The 20,469-nt window shown below is 36.6% G+C and carries 18 protein-coding genes and 1 tRNA gene; 9 read left to right on the top strand and 10 right to left on the bottom strand.

Annotation, left to right across the window (positions count from 1 at the left end):
- Positions 1–51: 51 nt before the first annotated feature.
- Positions 52–2,496, bottom strand: coding sequence for a M14 family metallopeptidase (locus HX109_RS12875; RefSeq protein ID WP_178952620.1), 2,445 nt, complete (start codon positions 2,494–2,496; stop codon positions 52–54).
- A 354-nt stretch (positions 2,497–2,850) separates the two neighbouring features.
- Here HX109_RS12875 and bshC point away from each other — a divergent pair, with 354 nt between their 5' ends.
- Positions 2,851–4,461 carry a bacillithiol biosynthesis cysteine-adding enzyme BshC gene (bshC, locus tag HX109_RS12870; protein ID WP_178952618.1) on the top strand — a complete coding sequence of 537 codons (1,611 nt, stop codon included), beginning with the start codon at positions 2,851–2,853 and terminating at the stop codon, positions 4,459–4,461.
- 107 nt (positions 4,462–4,568) lie between these two features.
- Here the strand turns inward: bshC and HX109_RS12865 are convergent, their stop codons facing one another.
- Positions 4,569–5,645 (bottom strand): BamA/TamA family outer membrane protein, encoded by a 1,077-nt coding sequence (locus tag HX109_RS12865; protein WP_178952616.1) that lies wholly within the window; start codon positions 5,643–5,645, stop codon positions 4,569–4,571.
- Positions 5,646–5,734: 89 nt separating this feature from the next.
- On the opposite strand from HX109_RS12865, the gene HX109_RS12860 reads away from it, so the two are divergent.
- Positions 5,735–6,307, top strand: coding sequence for a non-canonical purine NTP diphosphatase (locus HX109_RS12860; protein ID WP_178952614.1), 573 nt, complete (start codon positions 5,735–5,737; stop codon positions 6,305–6,307).
- Between the two features lie 18 nt (positions 6,308–6,325).
- Positions 6,326–6,817, top strand: a complete 492-nt coding sequence (locus HX109_RS12855; RefSeq protein WP_178952612.1) for a GNAT family N-acetyltransferase — start codon at positions 6,326–6,328, stop codon at positions 6,815–6,817.
- 13 nt (positions 6,818–6,830) lie between these two features.
- On the opposite strand, the gene HX109_RS12850 is transcribed toward HX109_RS12855, so the two are convergent.
- A complete protein-coding gene (locus HX109_RS12850) occupies positions 6,831–7,859 on the bottom strand; it encodes a hypothetical protein (RefSeq protein WP_178952610.1) in 1,029 nt (342 codons plus the stop codon).
- 169 nt (positions 7,860–8,028) lie between these two features.
- Positions 8,029–8,328 carry a hypothetical protein gene (locus tag HX109_RS12845; protein ID WP_178952608.1) on the bottom strand — a complete coding sequence of 100 codons (300 nt, stop codon included), beginning with the start codon at positions 8,326–8,328 and terminating at the stop codon, positions 8,029–8,031.
- A gap of 395 nt (positions 8,329–8,723) precedes the next feature.
- On the opposite strand from HX109_RS12845, the gene HX109_RS12840 reads away from it, so the two are divergent.
- Positions 8,724–8,797, top strand: a tRNA-Pro gene (locus tag HX109_RS12840).
- Positions 8,798–9,056: 259 nt separating this feature from the next.
- Here HX109_RS12840 and dapA read toward each other — a convergent pair.
- Both dapA and HX109_RS12830 read right to left on the bottom strand, forming a co-directional pair.
- Positions 9,057–9,950: a 4-hydroxy-tetrahydrodipicolinate synthase gene (gene dapA, locus HX109_RS12835; protein ID WP_178952606.1), complete on the bottom strand. Its 894-nt coding sequence runs from the start codon at positions 9,948–9,950 to the stop codon at positions 9,057–9,059.
- 2 nt (positions 9,951–9,952) lie between these two features.
- Positions 9,953–10,474, bottom strand: coding sequence for a DUF6913 domain-containing protein (locus tag HX109_RS12830; RefSeq protein WP_178952604.1), 522 nt, complete (start codon positions 10,472–10,474; stop codon positions 9,953–9,955).
- 67 nt (positions 10,475–10,541) lie between these two features.
- Here HX109_RS12830 and HX109_RS12825 point away from each other — a divergent pair, with 67 nt between their 5' ends.
- Positions 10,542–11,306: a 5'-nucleotidase C-terminal domain-containing protein gene (locus HX109_RS12825; RefSeq protein ID WP_178952602.1), complete on the top strand. Its 765-nt coding sequence runs from the start codon at positions 10,542–10,544 to the stop codon at positions 11,304–11,306.
- A 4-nt stretch (positions 11,307–11,310) separates the two neighbouring features.
- Positions 11,311–12,216, top strand: a complete 906-nt coding sequence (locus HX109_RS12820; protein ID WP_178952600.1) for a bifunctional metallophosphatase/5'-nucleotidase — start codon at positions 11,311–11,313, stop codon at positions 12,214–12,216.
- Here the strand turns inward: HX109_RS12820 and HX109_RS12815 are convergent.
- Positions 12,200–12,859: a lysoplasmalogenase family protein gene (locus tag HX109_RS12815; RefSeq protein ID WP_220399463.1), complete on the bottom strand. Its 660-nt coding sequence runs from the start codon at positions 12,857–12,859 to the stop codon at positions 12,200–12,202. The genes HX109_RS12820 and HX109_RS12815 overlap by 17 nt on opposite strands.
- 19 nt (positions 12,860–12,878) lie before the next feature.
- On the bottom strand, positions 12,879–14,873 hold the full coding sequence (gene ligA / locus HX109_RS12810) for an NAD-dependent DNA ligase LigA (RefSeq protein WP_178952596.1): 1,995 nt from the start codon (positions 14,871–14,873) through the stop codon (positions 12,879–12,881).
- A gap of 156 nt (positions 14,874–15,029) precedes the next feature.
- On the opposite strand from ligA, the gene HX109_RS12805 reads away from it, so the two are divergent.
- Positions 15,030–16,277 carry an acetylxylan esterase gene (locus tag HX109_RS12805; protein ID WP_178952594.1) on the top strand — a complete coding sequence of 416 codons (1,248 nt, stop codon included), beginning with the start codon at positions 15,030–15,032 and terminating at the stop codon, positions 16,275–16,277.
- 1 nt (position 16,278) lies between these two features.
- A complete protein-coding gene (locus HX109_RS12800) occupies positions 16,279–16,686 on the top strand; it encodes a VOC family protein (protein WP_178952592.1) in 408 nt (135 codons plus the stop codon).
- A 25-nt stretch (positions 16,687–16,711) separates the two neighbouring features.
- On the opposite strand, the gene HX109_RS12795 is transcribed toward HX109_RS12800, so the two are convergent.
- Positions 16,712–17,587, bottom strand: coding sequence for a DMT family transporter (locus HX109_RS12795; RefSeq protein ID WP_178952590.1), 876 nt, complete (start codon positions 17,585–17,587; stop codon positions 16,712–16,714).
- Between the two features lie 9 nt (positions 17,588–17,596).
- The gene (locus HX109_RS12790; RefSeq protein WP_178952589.1) at positions 17,597–19,141 is read right to left on the bottom strand and encodes a hypothetical protein; all 1,545 of its coding nucleotides are present in this window, start codon (positions 19,139–19,141) and stop codon (positions 17,597–17,599) included.
- A gap of 153 nt (positions 19,142–19,294) precedes the next feature.
- On the opposite strand from HX109_RS12790, the gene HX109_RS12785 reads away from it, so the two are divergent.
- The gene (locus tag HX109_RS12785; protein ID WP_178952587.1) at positions 19,295–20,467 is read left to right on the top strand and encodes a 2-isopropylmalate synthase; all 1,173 of its coding nucleotides are present in this window, start codon (positions 19,295–19,297) and stop codon (positions 20,465–20,467) included.
- Positions 20,468–20,469: the final 2 nt, after the last annotated feature.

The raw sequence follows: 20,469 nt of genomic DNA, 5'->3' as shown, positions 1-20,469 counted from the left end.
TCAATTAAGAAACAATGCCAAAAAATTTAAAAAGTAAAAAGAATTCATCTTCTATTCTACCATAAACAGTGCATTTACAAAAAAGAGTTTTCCGTTTTCCCAAAAACCTCTAAAAATAGGGTTATCCACTAGATAGACCACTTTACCCCTTCCAAAATCTTCAGTTCCAAAAACCAAACTGTTCGATTGCAATTTTTGGGCATTACTACCTGCAAAACCCGCTATGGGTGCTTTTTCATCTTCTATGTAAACAGCATTTTCACTGTCTAAATAAGCGTAACCGTCACCACTTAATTTTAAGGTAAAATAGGTGTCGCCATATCCATAAGCAAGAGGATTGGTAACATCTACCTTTGTTTTATAGATAGCCCCAGTGATTAGATTCTTAATATATTCCCGGGAACTCAACGCATAACTTTGAGGGTTTTTAATACTGTCTTTTTCTTTCTCATCTTGTTTTTTAGCCTCTATTCCAAAAGCCTTGTCTTTATCCAAAACGTCAACGGCATTCCCAATGGCAATTAATTTTCCTCCATTGCGTACCCATTCTTTAATAGACTCCATACGGGTATCGTCGATGTTAAATAGCTGAGGAAGAATAAGAACATCGTAATCCCCAAGATCTATTCTGTCGAAATAATCATCATCCAATACGGTGATAGGGTAATTTAACTGTTGCTCAAAAAAGTGCCATACCTCCCCAAAATTAAGGGTCGATACGCTTCCACCAGAAAGTGCAGCTATTTTTACAGGTTTTATCATTTCCACAGCACTGGAACCGAAATCTTTTCCGGCATCTACAAAACCTGTCCCCACAGCAGTAATTTCCTGTTGATTTTCATTGGTTGCTTTTTCCAAAATTTTTAAAAAATCTTTTTTATTAGCATTATCACTTTTGGTCACGATAAGGCTTCCCCTATCAAACGACTTTCCGTTCAACTCAAAAGGCTCATGAGTAAAACGCACTTTTACATTTTCTCGTAACAATGCTGCAAGAAAACGGGCATCGTCCATACCATTCCAATCGGTTACATATGCATAAGCGTTGTTGTTAAAAGTGGTATTATTACTGCCTTCCATAGATTCCGATGTCGTATTTACCAAGCTTGTCGATGCTACCGCATCGAGTCCGTAAGCATAAGGAAGAGACCAAGCAGTAATATCATAAGTAAGGGAATCGCTCAATTTGGTTTCAGGTTCAAACAAAACCGTTACCAAAGTCGATTTTGGTTGATTTGTGCTTACTACCAATTTATAATCGTCGCCTTCCAAGCTTCCAGATTTTTTATCTGCAAAACGCATTCCTTTTACATTTGCCTTGGTGTAACCATATTTTATACGGTGTAAATCCAACACTTTCGTTAGCGCCTTGATCTTTTCATTATCTCCGGCGAGCGCATAACTTTTATAGGTAAAATCTTTATTGCTGTAAAATTCAGCAAACTGCTTATTTAGTTCTTCCGCATTTTTAGAGGCCATTTCTACGGTAGAGAGTCCCGTGGTGTAATGGTGTGCAATTCTATCTTTTAAAGTAAGTGTATCGCCGTTACTGGTTTTAACGCCCAGACCGGCGCGTCCACTTCCCCCTTGCTCGTAGGTCATGCCAATAGCACCACTATACATTGGATAGGTGTCGCCATAACTGGGGTAAAGCAGATCGAAACGTTCTTTGGTAAAATAAAACCAACCTTCTTTATCAAAATAAGTAGCATGGTTTTTACCAATAGCTTTTTGAAAATCCTTTTGCCAATCGGTAATTAATTCATGCATAGGCTCTGCCGCCGGAGGAAAATAATAGGGGTCGTCCATTCCCTGTTCATGGAAGTCTACATGAATATGCGGTAACCACTCATTATAAACCTTTAGGCGCTGTCTGCTTTCCAATTGTGTCCCCCAAGCCCAGTCTCTGTTTAAATCAAACATATAATGGTTGGGTCTTCCGGCCAACCATGGCTCATGATGTTCCTTGGAGTTTTTATCTACATTATAAGGTGTGTTTTTAAAACTGTTATAAAAATTTACATAGCGATCCCTTCCATCTGGATTTACACAAGGATCTATAATTACCAAGGTATTTTTAAGCCAATCTTTCTTGGTCGTTACCAAGTCGTAAATGGTTTGCAGGGAAGCTTCCGTGCTCACACTTTCATTTCCATGTACATTATAACTTAACCAAACTACGGCTTTATCGGCATTGGTATCACCATTAATAGCTGCGAGATGTTCTTTTTTTATCGTTTCCAAAGCCTTTATGTTTTCAGCATTAGAAACATAAGCAATAAGCAATTCCCTGCCCTCGTTGGTTTTCCCATACGATTCTATTTTAATCATTTCTGGCAAAGCATTAGCTAAATACTTATAATAGTCGATAACTTGGTGATGTCTTGAAAAATAACTTCCCAGTTCGTATCCCAAAAATTCAGAAGGGGATTTAACCGTTTGGGCATAGAATAAACCAGTAATAAAAAATGAAAAAAGTAGTAGTCGTAACTTCATAATTAGGATTCGAATTAGAATTTCAAAACTACTAATTAAATAAAAGTATTTTACAACTTCAGTTAAATTTTAAATGAAAAGCGCCATTTTGCTGGAAGTTTAAAATACCACTGTCTAAAAACATAATTTCACATTTTTTAGGGGCGCTCCCCAAAATTTATGATACACATAATTTTGGGTCGGGCTTTTCGCTGTATCTATTTTACCTTACTTTTACAATTCTATTGAAACCCGTTTTCGTAAGGTATTTTTTTACAGTCGACTTAAACGTAATGTAAGATAGGATGCCGCTGCAATCCCTAGCGCAAAAGAAAAAAGGTAGCGGTAGCAATTTATTGTATTGAATAAAGAACTATGCCAACAAATTATATATCATTTAAAGAAACAGGATATTTTTCGAATCTTATTTGCGATTACCTGGAAGAAAAAGATTCCTTAAAACCTTTTTACCATCGGTTTCCTCATTTAGAAAATTTCAAACTTCAAATAGAAGAAAAAGGCAAGGCTTTCCCTAAGAAAAATCGGGTCGTATTGGCAGAAGTACTGGAGCAACAGTACAGTTCCATAGAAACCTCAAAAACTACTTTACAACATATTAACAATCTAAAAGAAGAGAATACTTTTACCATTGTTACCGGGCATCAATTGAATCTATTTACCGGCCCCCTATATTTTCTATACAAAATTGTTTCTACTATTAATTTGGCCAAACAGCTTCAAGAGAGGTATCCCGACCAGAATTTTGTTCCCATCTATTGGATGGCCACCGAAGATCATGATTTCGAAGAAATAAACTTTTTTAATTTCCGAGGTAAAAAATTTCAATGGCAAGGGCCAGAAACCAAAGAAAGTGGCGGTGCTGTTGGCAACCTCCCAACCGATGGTTTAGAACAAGTATTTCAATTGTTCAGTCAAGAATTGGGCATTGGAAATAATGCCGAAACCCTTAAAAATTGGTTTAAACAAGCCTATCTAGAGCACGACAATCTAACAGATGCAACGCGGTTTTTAGCCAATAAATTGTTTGGGGAAAACGGACTTGTAATTATTGATGCGGCCGACAAACGTTTGAAAGAATTATTTATCCCTCATATGGAAAATGAATTGTTTCAACAGGATTCCCAAAAAGCAGTTACCGATACCATAGATAAGTTCAACAAGATTGATGCATCCTATAAAATTCAGGTAAACCCTAGAGAGATCAACCTATTTTACAAAGAAGGGTTACGGGAACGCATCGTGGAAGTAGATGGCAGTTACCAAGTTTTTGAAACCGATATTTCTTGGAGCAAAGAAGAATTAAAAGAACATTTGCAACAACATCCAGAGAGATTTTCCCCAAATGTAATGACACGCCCGCTTTACCAAGAAGTTATATTGCCTAACCTTTGCTATATTGGGGGAGGTGGTGAATTGGCATACTGGTTGGAGTTAAAAAGCTTTTTTGAAACTGCTGATGTCCCCTTTCCAATGCTTTTGTTGAGGAATTCTGCCTTGGTAATTACCGAAAAACAAGCCAAAAAACTCGAAAAACTAAATATTACACTTTCTCAATTATTTTTAAAACGGCATTCTTTTATCAACAGAAAAGTTCGGGAAATAAGTAATATTGATATTAATTTCGACCAACAAAAAGAGCATTTGGTACAACAGTTTGAAGAAATGTATCGTTTGGCAACGCTTACGGACAAATCGTTTTTGGGTGCGGTAAAAGCTCAAGAGGTAAAACAGTTAAAAGGATTGGAGCATTTGGAAAGGCGGCTATTAAAAGCACAAAAGAAAAAATTGGCAGATCAGGTTTCTAGAATGACCGATTTGCAGAATGAATTATTCCCCAATCAGTCCCTACAAGAACGCACGGACAATTTTGCCAATATTTATGATGAATTTGGAACAAAATTTATAAATGTTCTTTTTGCTGAATTAGATCCATTACGACAAGAATTTGTAGTAATTACCTTATAAGTAGATTGCTACTATTGGAGCTAATGCCATTTGAAAACCTTTAACTGATCTTTATAGTTTGTACCTTATACTTTTTACTTGGTACTTAGTACTTTATATACTTTAAGTTAAAATGCCTCTCCGATTCTAAAATATACGCCCCAATCATCTTTTCCAACGGCGGCATCTATTCCAATATTAAATTTCACTTTTTTAAAAGCCTGGTATCGATATCCTACCCCAGCACCAGGGTACAATCCCCAGTTAAAATCTTCCGTATCCGACCCATAAATAGTGGCAAGACCCGCAAAACCTACCAATCCCATTTTTTTGGCAAAGTTATAACGGTATTCTCCTTGCAACGCCATGAGTCCGTCTCCACGAAACTCCCCTTGCGAATATCCACGAATATCTTTCCCTCCAATAGTAACCTGTTGTTGGAAAGCAATGTCCCCCAAGCCAAATTTTCCAGAAAATCGCGCCGCTAACACATCCCTACCATTTTTCATCCCGATATATTTATTATATTCCGTAAGGATTTTATTGGCTGTAAATTCGTTCCCAAACCATTCAGGAAAGGCAATATATCTAAGCGAAACCTTTTCGCCTTTTTTAGGATAGTATACATTATCCCGGGAATCGTAAAGCGTGTTTAATTCAATAGCATTGGTCTCCACAATGGAAGGTGGTTGTACATCGTCTTCATAAACCGTATCGTAATGTGCATAGGTATAGGTCAACCCTCCATATAAATCTTCGATAATTCTACGCTGAAAACCGATACTAAAAACGGTGGCTTTGGTGCCGTAATCGTAAAAACCAGGAGTAACCTCCTCATCCTGCATAAAAAATTGGGAGTTGTAATCTCCTGTTATAAAAAACATTTTTGCCCGCCAACGATCTTCATTAAAGAAAAACCGATTAAAAACAGAAATAAAATAAGAGCTGTTGGTAGTGTAAACCGCAGAAAGACCAGAAATGGATTTTGGTGAAATAGTATCGTTCTTCTGTAGTCTATACATCGCCATAGGAATGGCTCCAAACATAAATTCCAAATTTCGGTTATAGCTCAAGAATGGCATTATGGTAAGATCGAACCGCTTGTCTTCAACAGATTTAGTGTCTACAGAATCTTTTTGTACCGTTTGAGATTGAAGAAATTGCGTAAAAAGGAGAAAAGACGCTATTAATATATACTTTTGCATCAGCTATTTTTTTAATTTGAAAAAGTGCTATTTTAAATATACAACCAAAAATTAACATGTTATAGTTTAATCAACTCAAAAACAACGCTATGAAACTCGTTTTTGCTACCCATAATAAGAATAAACTAGCTGAAGTACAGGCTATGATACCTTCCCACATAGAATTATTAAGCCTCGACGATATTGGCTGCCATGAAGAAATAGAAGAAACTGGAAAAACAATTGAAGAGAATGCTGCCATAAAAGCAAACTATGTATTTGAAAAATATGAAATAAGCTGCTTTGCAGATGATACCGGACTCGAAGTTAGCAGTTTGGATGGTGCACCTGGGGTATATTCTGCAAGGTATGCTGGAGCTCAAAAAAATTCAGAAGACAATATCGATAAGCTTTTAAAAGAAATGGAAGGCAAAAAAGACCGTTCGGGTAGATTTAAGACTGTTATCTCCCTTCGTACAGATCGAGAACGCATTATATTTAATGGAATAGTCTCTGGTGAAATTACCTCCGAGAGAAAAGGAAGCAATGGCTTTGGTTACGACCCTATTTTTAAACCAGAAGGATACACACAAACTTTCGCTGAATTGTCTTCAGAAGAAAAAAATAAAATTAGTCATCGTGCTAAAGCGATGGAACAGCTCATAGATTACTTAAAAGGCTAAAATACTTGAATACACTTTATGAAATTATCTTTTAAAATAATTGAAGAAAAACATCTTCCTTTGATTAAGGAAATCTATGATTGGTATATAGCAAATTCAACCGCTACTTTTCATACAGAACCCATTTCTTTAGATGAATTAAAAGAACTCTTATATTTTGATCATCACTTATACCATTCATTTTTAATTTATGCCAACGACGAATTGGCTGGATATTGTTTTACAACCCATTTTAAAAAGCGCCAAGCCTACGACCGAACTGCCGAGGTTACTATTTACCTTAAAAACGGATATGAAGGTAAGGGAATAGGCAAAAAATCTCTTCTTTTTATAGAAGAAAAAGCCAAAGCTAATGGTATTAAAAATCTGCTAGGTATTATTACAGGGGATAATATTGGCAGTATTGCCCTTTTCGAAAAATGCGGATATTCAATATGTTCAAGATTTAAAAATGCTGGGGAAAAATTTGGTAGAATTCTGGACGTGTTAGGCTTTCAAAAGGAGATATAAAAATTTTTAATAATTAATCGGTCATTAAATTCTCAACACTTACAAAAAATAAAAAATAAGTATCCCTTACCGTCTTAAAATCAATTTGAGTTACTTTTTCTAAAACTCCTTTTTCAGTCTTTTCTTCCGAAGAAGGAGAAATAGTAGCTATGTCAAAACCCAAAGTATTCTTACTGTTAGGTTTTCGCTGCATCATTATGCTATCGTTAAAGGTAATGGAGCTATTGAAGAAATTCCGCTGATCCCTTCCAATGTTTGAAAGAGCGCTTTGTTTACCAGATTTGAAGCGTAGATAGACTTCATCCGTTTTTAAGCGTTCGTCCCCTTCTAAAGCTCCAAAAACAATCTTGGAAGTAGAAGTGTTAGTGGAATTATAACTATTTAAAGGAAATAAATGGCCTCCTTTAACCACTGGCCTACAACCGCTATAAATAGAAATTTTGGATCTAGGTAAACTTTTATCTTCATAAATTATGTAGAGAAGCCACCCACCGGCACTCCCGCCAAGCAAATGCCCCTGTGTTGCACGCATATTGGCAACGGTATATTCACCAGAAGGAATAGTTAATTTTTGCAAATGGGAAGTCACATCTGCAAAACATACGTATGGCTTGGCAATACTGTCCACTTGATCTGTTAGGATTTCTCCGCGGACAGTTTGATAATTTCCTTCCGGTAATTTGAAGAGAATTTGATGGTATGTTTCTTTTCTTTTGGTTTTTTCGACATAAAGATATTCTGTATTTCCTTTTACCATTTCGCCCTCTTCATATGGGTAGGTAGCTGTCCAATACAATCCGGCGAAAGCTATTTTTTCGGTGGTTGATGGTAAACTCAAGGTAGCAGAGCTAGAACTAAACGTATTATCATTACCATCTATATCTATATAAACCATGGGTAAACGGTCGTTTTTTTCTGCACCATAACCTATAATATTATAAGGTTCAGTAGAATGGACACTAACTATGCTATTGCCTATCGCTACACTCGTTCCTTGCAGTTCTATTTCCTTTTGAAGGTCAAAATTTTTTATCTGACCCACTATTTGAAAGGATATAAACAACATAAAAATTAAAAATTGTATAGGACAGATAAAATTCAAAATGTACTGGTCTTGATAGAAAAATGACTTCTCTTAAATCATCATCTTAAAGATACTAAAATTACTGATTATCAATACTGTTAGATAAATACAGCGTTTTTATAACATATCACGGTCCAGTTTTTACGAAAAATTTTATTCTTTTTTTAATGGAAAATCTATTGAACTTTCTATTTTTGCAATCGTTATTTTCGGGATGTGGCTTCCCGATGCTTCGGGAGTAGCGTACACGCAACCCTGAACAATAAACCAAAGTTTTGTATAACGGATGTTTTAAATCGCCTTGAAATAATTCGGGATGTGGCGTCCCGATGCTTCGGGAGTAGCGTACATGCAACCCTGGGTAAGAAACAAAAGTTTTATATAACGGATGTTTTAAATCGCCTTGAAATAATTCGGGATGTGGCATCCCGATGCTTCGGGAGTAGCATACACGCTACCCCTGGCAAGAAACAGAAGTTTTATACAACCAATGTTTTAAATCGCCTTGAAATAATTCGGGATGTGGTGTCCCGATGCCTCGGGAGTAGCGTACGCGCTTCCCATGGCAAGAAACAAAAGTTTTATATAACGGATGTTTTAAATCGCCTTGAAATAATTCGGGATGTGGCGTCCCGATGCTTCGGGAGTAGCGTACACGCTACCCGTGGCAAGAAACAGAAGTTTTATACAACCAATGTTTTAAATCGCCTTGAAATAATTCGGGATGTGGCGTCCCGATGCTTCGGGAGTAGCATACACGCTACCCACGGCAAGAAACAGAAGTTTTATACAACCAATGTTTTAAATCGCCTTGAAATAATTCGGGATGTGGCGCAGTCTGGTAGCGTACACGCATGGGGTGCGTGTGGTCGCAGGTTCAAATCCTGTCATCCCGACGAACCTAAAAATAGGTTAAAACAAAACACTGTTAATCTGCTGATTTTCAGTGTTTTTTGTTTTTTTTCATTTGTTTGATTTCATTCAAAACCATATAATAGGTGTGCAATTAGGTGTGCAGTATTTCATTAAAAATGTACTGGTTTTAAAGGACTTCATTTTATCTCCCAATTACCTTAATCATATTTATTGAAGAAGTGTCCACAAAAAAACCCCGACCTTAAGCCGGGGTTAAAATATTCTTTTCTTAGAATTTTGCTATCCTTTTATTTTGTTGGTAGCCAACAATGGGAAACTTCGTATTTTACTTTTTAATGTTTCCGAAGCAGGCATTAGAGGAAGTCGGGTTAGGGCTGTGCTTAGCCCTAGGGTTTCAAACACTGCTTTAATCCCGGCAGGATTTCCTTCTTCAAAAATATATTCTATAATATCCATCAACTGAAAATGGATGTGATTGGCATCGTCTAAATTTCCGCGAAGTGCATAACGCACCATGGAAGAAAATTCCTTTGGTAACCCTTGTCCGATTACAGAGATAACTCCCGCTCCACCAACTAGCACCATCGGTAGGGTTATCATATCGTCCCCAGAAATCACTAAAAAATCTTTCGGTTTATCTTTAATAAGCTTCATAGCCTGAACAATATCCCCAGCAGCCTCTTTGACCCCGATAATATTCTTAAAATCGTTTGCCAACCTAATAATTGTTTTGGGCAAAACATTCGATCCTGTTCTTCCCGGAACATTGTAAAGTATTATCGGCAACGGAGAAACTGCAGCAATCGCTTTAAAATGTTGATAAATGCCTTCTTGAGTTGGCTTGTTGTAATATGGGGATACACTCAAAATAGCATCGAAGTCCGATAAATCGCTCGTTTGCAATTCGTTTACCACTTCTGCAGTATTATTACCACCAACACCCACTACCAATGGAACACGTCCATTATTTGCATTTATTATAGTTTGCTTTACAAGCTGTTTTTCTTCTATGGAAAGTGTCGCAGATTCCGCGGTGGTACCCAATACCACCAAATATTCCACACCACCATTAATAGCGTGGTTTACAATGCTTATAAGCGCATCTACATCTACGCTTAAATCTTCTCTAAAGGGAGTTACTAAAGCTACTCCTGTTCCTAAAAACTTTGACATACTTATATCTTTTTTAAAATGGTGAGGTATTTTACCAGCTCTTTCGTGAACTGCGAAAAATCCTTCTCATTTACCTTCAACACTAAATCGTTTATTCCCGCTTCATCGTTATTAATTCCAACCTTAAGATTACTTTTCACCAAAGAGGAAACCAACTGTAAATAAATATTATCTTCTGAATAATAATTAATCACTATATCGTACTCGCGTCTTAAAAATTCCTCCATCTCTGACGTTTTCAAAGCTCCTTTCATTCCAAAAGAAACATCTGAAAATACTGGAATAAGATAGTTTACATTTTTATAGACTTTTTCCACGTAACCAACTATAAATACATTCTCATTATCTACATTTATAGCTTTGGCTATATCTAAAAGTGGTTTGTAATCTACCAGTTTATCGTAATTTATAACGATTGCTAAAGAACGTATTACATCATTTCCTTGGTTGCCCGTTTTGGGTTTTACAAGCGCCGATTGTATTGCTTTTTTTATTGATTTTTCTTTAAGGCCTTTAAAAATCATTTACAATTCTGTTATTTTTGCAAATGTAAAACTTTCAATACATCTTGATATTAAAATTAAGAATCTTATGCGTAATAAAACGAAACATTTTGTTATATTTATAACAATCATAAGTTTCATTTCCTGTCAACAGAAATCAAATCAACCTCATAAGATCTCTGGAAAAGAAATTAAGATTACCGATTCCATTAAAAGCGTTGATAGTATTGAAGATTTTGTAGCACCCTACCGCGAACATATAGAAGAGGTTTTAGACGAACCCCTTGCGTACAACCCTACACCTCTGGCGAAAAACGACGGAAACCTAAATTCGTCTATCGGTAATTTAATGGCGGATATTACTTTTGAACAATCCAATCCGATTTTTAAAAAGAGAACGGGTGAAAATATTGATTTTGTTTTACTGAATCACGGAGGAATCCGCGCAACCATGTCTAAAGGTAATGTGAGTAGACGAACGGCCTACGAGATCATGCCTTTTGAAAATAAAGTGGTTGTACTCGAACTTTCCGCCAATAAAATAAAGGATCTTGTTAGTTATTTAGCCAAAAGCAATACGGCGCATCCGGTAAGTAAGCAGTTTCAATTAATTTTAAATGATAATAACTCCGTAAAAAGTGTTACTATCAATGGAAAACCGCTCCAAACCGATACAACTTATTTCGTAGCTACCTCTGATTATCTGGCCACCGGGGGTGATCATATGGATTTTTTTAAAAACCCCGAGAGCGCTACCGACATTGATTATCTTTTGCGCAATGAGCTTATTGACTATTTCGAAAAAATAGACACCATACGGGCACAAACCGACAACCGCTTTATTAAAATCTAGAAGAATGAAAAGAAGACAGTTTTTAAATAATACTATTGCCAGTACGGCCTTTATAACCGCCGGAGGATTGTCGTTGAGTGCTTGTAATACTAAAAACAAAAAACACCTTACCATTCTTCATACTAACGATGTGCATAGTCATATCGATCCGTTTCCGGCCAACGATACCCGTAACCCGAATGCTGGTGGTGTGGCAAGAAGAGCCCATTTAATAGAGTCCATTAGAAAAGAAAATCCAAACACATTATTATTGGACGCAGGGGATATTTTTCAAGGTACCCCCTATTTTAATTTTTATGGTGGTGAAATTGAATTCAAGTTAATGAGCATGCTTCAATACGATGCTGCTACCATAGGTAATCATGATTTTGATAATGGAATAGAAGGATTGTATGCTCAATTACCAAACGCTAAGTTTGATCTTCTTAATGCCAACTATGATTTTTCCAACACCGTTTTGGACGAAAAGGTAAATCCTTACCGAATTTTTAATAAAAACGGACTTAAAATTGGGGTTTTTGGTTTAGGGATAGAACTCGACGGACTTGTAAGCAAGGATTTATACAAGGAAACCAAATATTTAGACCCTGTTGAGAAGGCACAGGATATTACCAAAGAATTAAAAAAGGATAAAAAGTGTGATTTGGTAATTTGCCTTTCCCATTTAGGTTATAAATATGCTTACGATAAAGTTTCTGATGTAGTTTTAGCACAGAAAACCGAAGATATAGATCTAATTATCGGTGGACATACCCATACCTTTATGGATAAGCCAGTGGTGGAGATCAACAGAAAAGGAAAACAACTTCTTATTAACCAAGTAGGTTGCTACGGTATTTACCTCGGTAGAATCGATTTCTATTTTGAAACGGATGAATTGTCCTCCAACGGTGTTAGTATAAGCGTTTAAAATGAAAGGCTTTTATAAACCTTAGCAAAAAGAAATAGCAAACCACCTTTAACAACACGGCAGTAACGGAATAGAAAAACAAGGGAACTATAAAGTTATGAATGGCCGTCATAATATCTGCAATTAAAAAAGATACAGAAACCATCACGGGGTATAAATTTACCTTTTGCTCGTTATTGAAATAGTTCACCAATGAGATAATGGTAAAAGCACTAAGTACTATGGAATAAATAATAATATAAGGGTAAAGATCTCCCATTTGTTCCCCAAAAATATCCTTTATGGAATAATTGAAGTAAATAAACCAAAGTACAATCACCGGCACAGCTGAAAATATAAGCTTCTTAACATCGAAATCATGAATGGCACGAAAACAAATAACAGCAAATACTAGAAAACTAATTCCGTAGCAGATTAAAAAAGCACGCGTGGTAAAAGGAGTTAAATGCATGGTGAATAAATCTCCCAAGAAGCAAAACAAAAGAATTACAACTGGTACAATCTCTATTCTTTTTTTAGATAGGTAGTAATTTAAAAAAACAAGAGGGATTAAACTCGCTTTTGCAATATTTGCAATGAGGTCCAACTCGAAAACCCGCGACACTAAGTAAACTAAACTAAAACCAAAGAAAAGTTTTAGCATATTATTTTGCTCCATACTTTTACAGCATATCTAAAAATTCATCTTCGGAAATTATAGGAATGTTCAATTTCTCTGCCTTTTCTTTCTTACTCGGCCCCATATTGTCCCCAGCGACAACATAGCTCGTTTTGGAAGATATGGACGACGCTACTTTCCCGCTATTGTCTTCAATTAGTTTCTTAAGTTCGTTTCTAGATACTTTCTCAAAAACCCCCGAAACCACGAAAGTAATACCTTTAAATTTTTCAGTAATATTTTCAAGTTGTTCCGCAGATATTTCTAGTTGAACGCCATATTCCCTTAATCTGTTTATAATTTCTATATTCTTCTCATTCTGAAAAAACTCAACAACGCTTTCCGCAATTTTTATCCCTATTTCATCCACCAAAATCAATTCTCCTGCAGAAGCCTGAATAAGTGCATCGATGGACTTGTATTCCTTTGCTAATTTTTTAGCGACGGTTTCGCCAACAAAACGTATTCCCAAAGCAAATAATACTCTTTCAAAAGGAATTTCTTTAGACTTCTCTACTCCTTTTACTAAATTTTCTGCCGATTTTTCGGCCATTCGCTCAAGCGGTATTACATCCTCTTTGGTCAATGTATAAAGATCTGCATAATTATCGATAAGGCCTTCTTTAAAAAGCAACTCCACCGTCTCGCCCCCTAAACCTTCAATATCCATAGCTTTTCTCGATATAAAATGCTGTATACGACCCGTAATTTGTGGCGGACAACCATAGGTGTTCGGACAATAATGCTGCGCCTCCCCTTCCTTTCTAATGAGTGGCGTATTACATTCTGGGCAATTTTGAATGTAATCCACAGGCGATGCATCTGGTGATCGTTTGGTAAAATCGATCCCTACAATTTTGGGAATGATCTCTCCGCCCTTTTCAACAAAAACTTCATCGTTAATACGCACGTCCAATTTTTCTATTTGATCTGCATTGTGCAACGACGCCCTTTTTACCGTTGTTCCTGCCAATAAAACAGGTTTTAAATTGGCAACAGGGGTTATGGCACCCGTTCTTCCTACTTGGTATGCGATGCTTTCTAAAGATGTAGATACTTGTTCTGCCTTGAATTTATAAGCCATGGCCCATCGCGGTGCCTTAGCCGTATAGCCCAATTCTTCTTGATGCTGAAAACTATTTACCTTTACCACTACTCCATCTATTTCATAAGGTAGTTCGTGCCGGTGTTGATCCCAATAGTCCACAAACTCCAATACTTCTGAAGTATTCTTGCAAAGTTTCGCAACTTCCGGTACTTTAAAACCCCATTCTTTCGCTTTGACCAAGCTTTCAAACTGACTGGAAACACCTAAATTTTCACCAACAATATTATACAGCAAGCACTCCAAAGGTCGTTTAGCCACCTCGGCGCTATCCTGCAGTTTTAAACTACCACTGGCGGTGTTACGCGGATTCATATAGGGATCTTCCCCTGCTTCTATACGTTCTTGGTTCATTTTTGCAAAGCCTTCCAGTGGTAAAATAATTTCCCCACGAATATCAAATTTCGGTGGAAAATCAGCTTTCAATTTTAAAGGCACCGATCGGATTGTTTTTACATTATTGGTAACCTCATCCCCTTGAAATCCGTCCCCACGGGTAACTGCACGCACCAGCAAACCATCCTCGTAAGTTAAGCTCATCGAAGCGCCGTCGTATTTCAATTCACAGGTAAATTCCACTTTCACATCCCCAAGAATACGTTGAATGCGCTTTTCCCAATCTTCTAAATCTTCTTTGGAATATGAATTATCTAAAGAATACATGCGATAGGTATGAACAACCGTTTCAAAGTTTTTGGTCACCATCCCGCCCACACGAACGGTTGGCGAATTAGTATCGAAATATTCGGGATGCGCTGCTTCGAGCTCTTGGAGTTCTTTTAACTTACTGTCAAACTCAAAATCCGATATCTCTGGAGAATCTAAAACGTAATAATTGTAATTATGTTGAGAAAGTTCTTTGCGCAACGATGCTATCTTGGTGGCTATATTCATATAAAACACATTCTAATTACACAAATATAGGATAACGTTATAAAATATCTTTAATTAAAAAAACAAACCTTTTTTAGTAACGCTTTTGCTTTATGAGTTTTGTAAATTGCGGATAAATCATAAAGAAAAATAATTCTTAAGAGACTATCCACAACCATGAAACCTACCAAAACACCAACTTTAATCCTTTCTTTTTTTGCGAGCTTTGCCATTTATTGCCAAAGCGAAAATACCTATTCAATACCAGAACTGTTGACCTCCAATAGTAAAGAACAAATAACAATTACTAAAGATTGGGAAAGAAAAAGAAGGAAGGAAATTATCGAGCTGTTTAAAACCAATGTTTATGGCAGCTTCCCAAAACAAGAAATTACAGTTAAAAGTAATTTAATCTCGGAAGATAAAAATGCATTATGCGGGAAAGCAACGCGGAAAATAATTACCATTAATTTTATTAGCAAAAAAGATACTGTTAGAGCGGATTTATTAATCTATTTACCTAATCAAACGAAAATTCCAAGACCAGTATTTTTAGGACTTAATTTTTTTGGGAATCACACTATCCATCCTGATAAGAACATTCCTTTACCGAAGGGTTTTGTAAAAAACAATGCCGAATTTTTTATTTTTGACAATACCGCTACTAATAAATCCCGGGGAGTTAGGGCTAACCGATGGCCTGTAGAACATATTCTAGAGCGTGGATATGGTCTGGCTACTCTTCATTACGGTGATTTAGCACCGGATAACCCAGAAAAGTACCAAGAAGGGATATATAGCTTATTTAAAAACGAATCTATAGACCAAACTGGAGCTATAGCCGCTTGGACATTTGGACTACAAACAGCAATGGATTATTTAGTAACCGATAGCGATATTGATTCTGAAAAAATTACTGTTTTTGGACATTCCAGGTTAGGCAAAGCAGCTTTGTGGGCCGGTGCTTTAGACGAACGTTTTAGCATCGTTATTTCCAACGATTCCGGTTGTGGCGGTGCTGCCCTCTTCAGAAGGAAAAAGGGAGAAGATATTGCCGAAATAAATAAACTCTTCCCTCATTGGTTTGCTCCCAACTTTCATCAATTCAATAAAAAAGAAAACGAATTACCGGTAGACCAACATATGTTTCTTGCTTCCATAGCTCCAAGAGGTGTGTATGTTGGAAGTGCAGAACGAGACCTCAATGCCGACCCGTACGGAGAATATTTATCCCTTTATTATGCCAGCCCCGTTTATGAACTATACGGTTATGATACACCGCAAACAGAAAACCTTCCAACAATCAATAAACCTTTAATTTCTGGTAAACAGGGCTACCATATTAGGGCAGGCGGCCACGACATGTCTCGATTCGACTGGGAGAGTTATCTTAACTTTGCCGATTATTATTTTAATACCTATTAGCATGAATACGTTTCACCTCGCTTTTAAAGTAAAAGACATTGAAAGTACACGAGCTTTCTACATAGATATTTTGGGTTGTAAAGAAGGTAGGTCTACCGAAACTTGGATCGATTTCAATTTCTTTGGTCACCAACTTTCTGCACATTTAAGTACCAATATTCCGGATCTGGACTACTGTGGAAAAGTAGATGGAATAGACGTGCCAATTCCGCATTTTGGATGTTTATTATCAGAAGAAGAGTTCAACACGATTCAGCTTAAACTTGAAAAAGAAAATGTTTCATTTATTATAAAGCCACAAACGCGGTATAAGGGAAAAGCGGGAGAACAGCAAACCATGTTTGTATTCGATTTTAGTGGTAACCCCATTGAATTTAAGTCTTTTAAAAATAAAAATGAAGTGTTTTGAAATGGAATCTTTTAGTTTGAATTAACTATTTTCCTACACCTTTAAAATGTCTGGCGCTTTCAATAAAAACGGCACTTAAAATTAAAGCGCCGCCGATAACAGTATGCCAAGCTGGGAATTCCCCTAAAAAAAGCATGCCCATTAAAATTCCGTAGATAGGCTGTACACTGCTCATAATACTGGCGGTGGTGGCACTAAAATGCTTAAAACTCATTAAAAGTAACGAATGCCCAATACTAGTGGTAACCAACGCCAAGAAAATAATAGGTAGAAACTGCGATTTTACAGCGACTAAATCAGTATTTAAGAGAACGGGACTCAGCAAAACCATAATAACCAGTAGCTGATAAAACATTAATACAGAACCGTTGTAATTTTCTACTTTGGGTTTCATTAAAATGTTTCTAATAGCATAGAAAAAAGCAGAAGTCACTCCAAACAATACCGCAATAAAATGCTGATTTTCAAAGCTTACCTCGGGAACTAAAAAATAAACTCCGGTAAGCACCAATACGCCAAGAGCCAAATGAGCCTTTTGAAAACTTCTCTTTAAAATAATAGGCTCTAAAAAGGAGGTTATTACGGGGTACGTATAGATGGAAAGCATCCCTATGGCCACACTGGATAACTTTAACGCATAAAAATAAGTAACCCAATGGATCCCAAAAAAGGCACCACACAGCAGAATTACCGTTAAATCCTTTTTACTTTTTATTTTAAAATTGAACTTTTTATACCTACAAAATATATAAATAAAAACAGCCCCAAGAATAGAACGTAAAAATATAATTTGTGCCGGTGGTAAGTCTATGTACCTCCCCAAAACCCCAGAGGTACTAATGAGCAATACCGCCAGATTTAATTCTAAAATATGCTTAAACTGAAATTTCTTTTCTCCCAAATCAACAATCTATCGTACCAATTCTTTGGCTTTTTCTTTAATAATATCGCCCACCGGCCTGTTTTCTATGTTACTCTCCAGCCAGGAGATAATATCTAAATAGAGAAAAGCCCTTTTTTCGTAGGGATGGTTTTCATATTGTTTGAGTGTTTTATGGAGTTTTTTAAATTCATCTTTTAACTGATGCGGGAAAATCTCGCCGAGGTTTCGTAAAAATTTAATCATTTCCTTTTGTACGGCATGGAGATCATTCATTTTTAATAAAAACTTATATGTACTTTTTAATTGTACTTCCAAATGGTAATCCATCCCAGCTTCGTAATGAGCTACCAAACTCAATACTCGTGCAAAACACATAAGGTCCTCGCGCATGCTTAAGTTTCTATTATCTATAATTTTTTTAAGGTAGCTTATACATTTTTTATTATCTCCCACCCCAAAATACAAACAGGCTATTTTGTAGTATAATACCATAATATGGTGTTCGTCTATTTTATCACCATATTGTTTTATGCCATTTACAATTTCTTTCTCCAAATAGAGTCCGTCCTCGAAGGTTCCCTCCAAAAAGTGAAGGTTTAATTTATTGCTGTAGATATATAAAAAGGAGAGCACCTCTAAATTATCATTTTTGGGGAATTTATTTCCTGCGAGTACCGTTTCCAACTTTTCCAAGGCCTCTTTAAATCCGCCTCTGTTTTTAACATAAAACATAGATTCCAACAAGTAGTTGTTTCCCTTTAAGAAAAAGACAGGATTTAAATATATCATTTGCTCATTTTCATAAAAAAGCTCTACCCAACGTAGGGAATATTTGTAGCATGATAAAAAATCCTGTACCAGAAAGCTATACCAAAGCTGTGCTTTGTACAACCACAATTTTTCCCTGAAATCCAATTCAGAAACTTTAAACTGCGGAAGGTGGGACTTATAATATTCCGTAACCCATTTATATTCTTCGTCACTTTTTACGTAACCGAACTTCAACATAATCCCGTACAACTGAAGCGAAAGATTGGAAAGTTTACTGGTAAGCACATTCTGCATACTAAGCTCCTTGGCCTGAATGGCCAATTCGTCGGCACGCCCGCTAATACTTCGGGTAATGTATTGCGTTTCTATTACCTTTTCCAGTTCCACGATTTCGTAGGCTACTACCTTCTCCTGGTTTTCTATGGCCAAAGATTTGGCTTTGTCCAAAATCTTTAAACTTTGCTTGTACAAACCTTTGTGATATAGAATCGTAGCAAAATCCAACTGCTCCCGAATCTGCAATCGGATGTTTTGGTTAACGGGATTAAGCCGTAAGCTCACCAAGATCTGTTTGTACAAATGCGCTTTTAGGTTAGATAGCTGCTGTTTTTTTACAATGCCACTTTTTAAAATTTCCGATTCTTTATAATCATTCATTTTATCCAAAAGGTTGAATAATGCTAAAAATTTAGCATCGGCATTTACCCCCAAACGGTTTACATATAGCTTAAATTGCCGCTTTTCCGATTTTGAAAGGGATTTAATAAGTATAAATAAGGTGTCTTTTTGTTGACTTGTCATTGTAAAAAATAAAAATCAATTAACTGATAATCAATTACTTAAATATTAAAAAGTATACTTAAACATTGTAAAGAAATGGTTAAGCGACCCAGAAATTAAGGTTCTAAAATATAAATTCGTAGAACAAATTTGAAATTACATTAAAAAATCAAGATGAGTAAAGAAAAAGTCCAAATCTTTGACACGACATTAAGAGACGGAGAACAAGTACCTGGATGCAAGCTTAATACACAACAAAAGCTTGTTATTGCAAAGCGTCTTGACGATCTGGGGGTTGATGTTATAGAAGCAGGTTTCCCAATTTCAAGTCCGGGAGACTTCAACTCGGTAGTAGAGATTTCAAAAATTGTAAAAAACGCCACCGTTTGTGGGCTCACAAGGTCGGTTAAAAAAGATATTGAAGTAGCTGCAGAAGCATTAAAATATGCGGTAAAACCAAGAATCCACACAGGTATTGGTACTTCCGACTCTCATATAAAATACAAATTTAAATCCACCCGGGAAGAAATTATAGAACGGGCGGTAGCGGCTGTAAAATATGCCAAAACGTTTGTAGAAGATGTGGAGTTTTATGCAGAAGACGCTGGTAGAACCGATAACGAATTTCTTGCCCGTGTTTGCGAAGCGGTAGTAAAAGCCGGTGCTACGGTGTTGAATATTCCAGATACTACAGGGTATTGCCTTCCGGAAGAATACGGAGCTAAAATGAAGTATTTAAAGGAAAACGTAAAAGGTATCGATAACGCCATTCTTTCTTGTCATTGTCACAACGACCTTGGGTTGGCAACAGCCAACTCTATTGCTGGTGTTGTTGGAGGAGCTAGACAGATAGAGTGTACTATTAACGGTGTGGGAGAACGCGCCGGAAATACATCTTTGGAGGAGGTCGTCATGGTTCTACGCCAACACCCGTATCTCAATTTAGATACCAATATTAATTCTCAATTATTGTACAGTACCAGTAAAATGGTTTCAGAAAGCATGGGAATGCCTGTACAACCCAACAAAGCCATCGTAGGAGCAAATGCTTTTGCACATAGCTCTGGGATCCACCAAGATGGTGTTATTAAAAACCGGGAAACTTACGAAATTATAGATCCTGCCGATGTGGGTGTTACCGAATCTGCCATTGTTTTAACCGCAAGAAGCGGTAGAGCTGCACTGGCCTATCGTGCTAAAAAGGTAGGATATGAATTAACAAAGCTTCAGTTGGATGAAGTTTATAGGGAATTTTTGACCTTTGCTGATAGAAAAAAAGAAGTTCTCGATGAAGACATTCACCAAATCATCGAAATAAGTAAAATAGATATTAAAGCAATCGCTTAACA

It is taken from the genome of Galbibacter sp. BG1, from assembly GCF_013391805.1.
In the GTDB taxonomy this organism is placed as follows: Bacteria; Bacteroidota; Bacteroidia; order Flavobacteriales; family Flavobacteriaceae; genus Galbibacter.
This window is presented reverse-complemented; position numbering and strand designations above follow the sequence as displayed.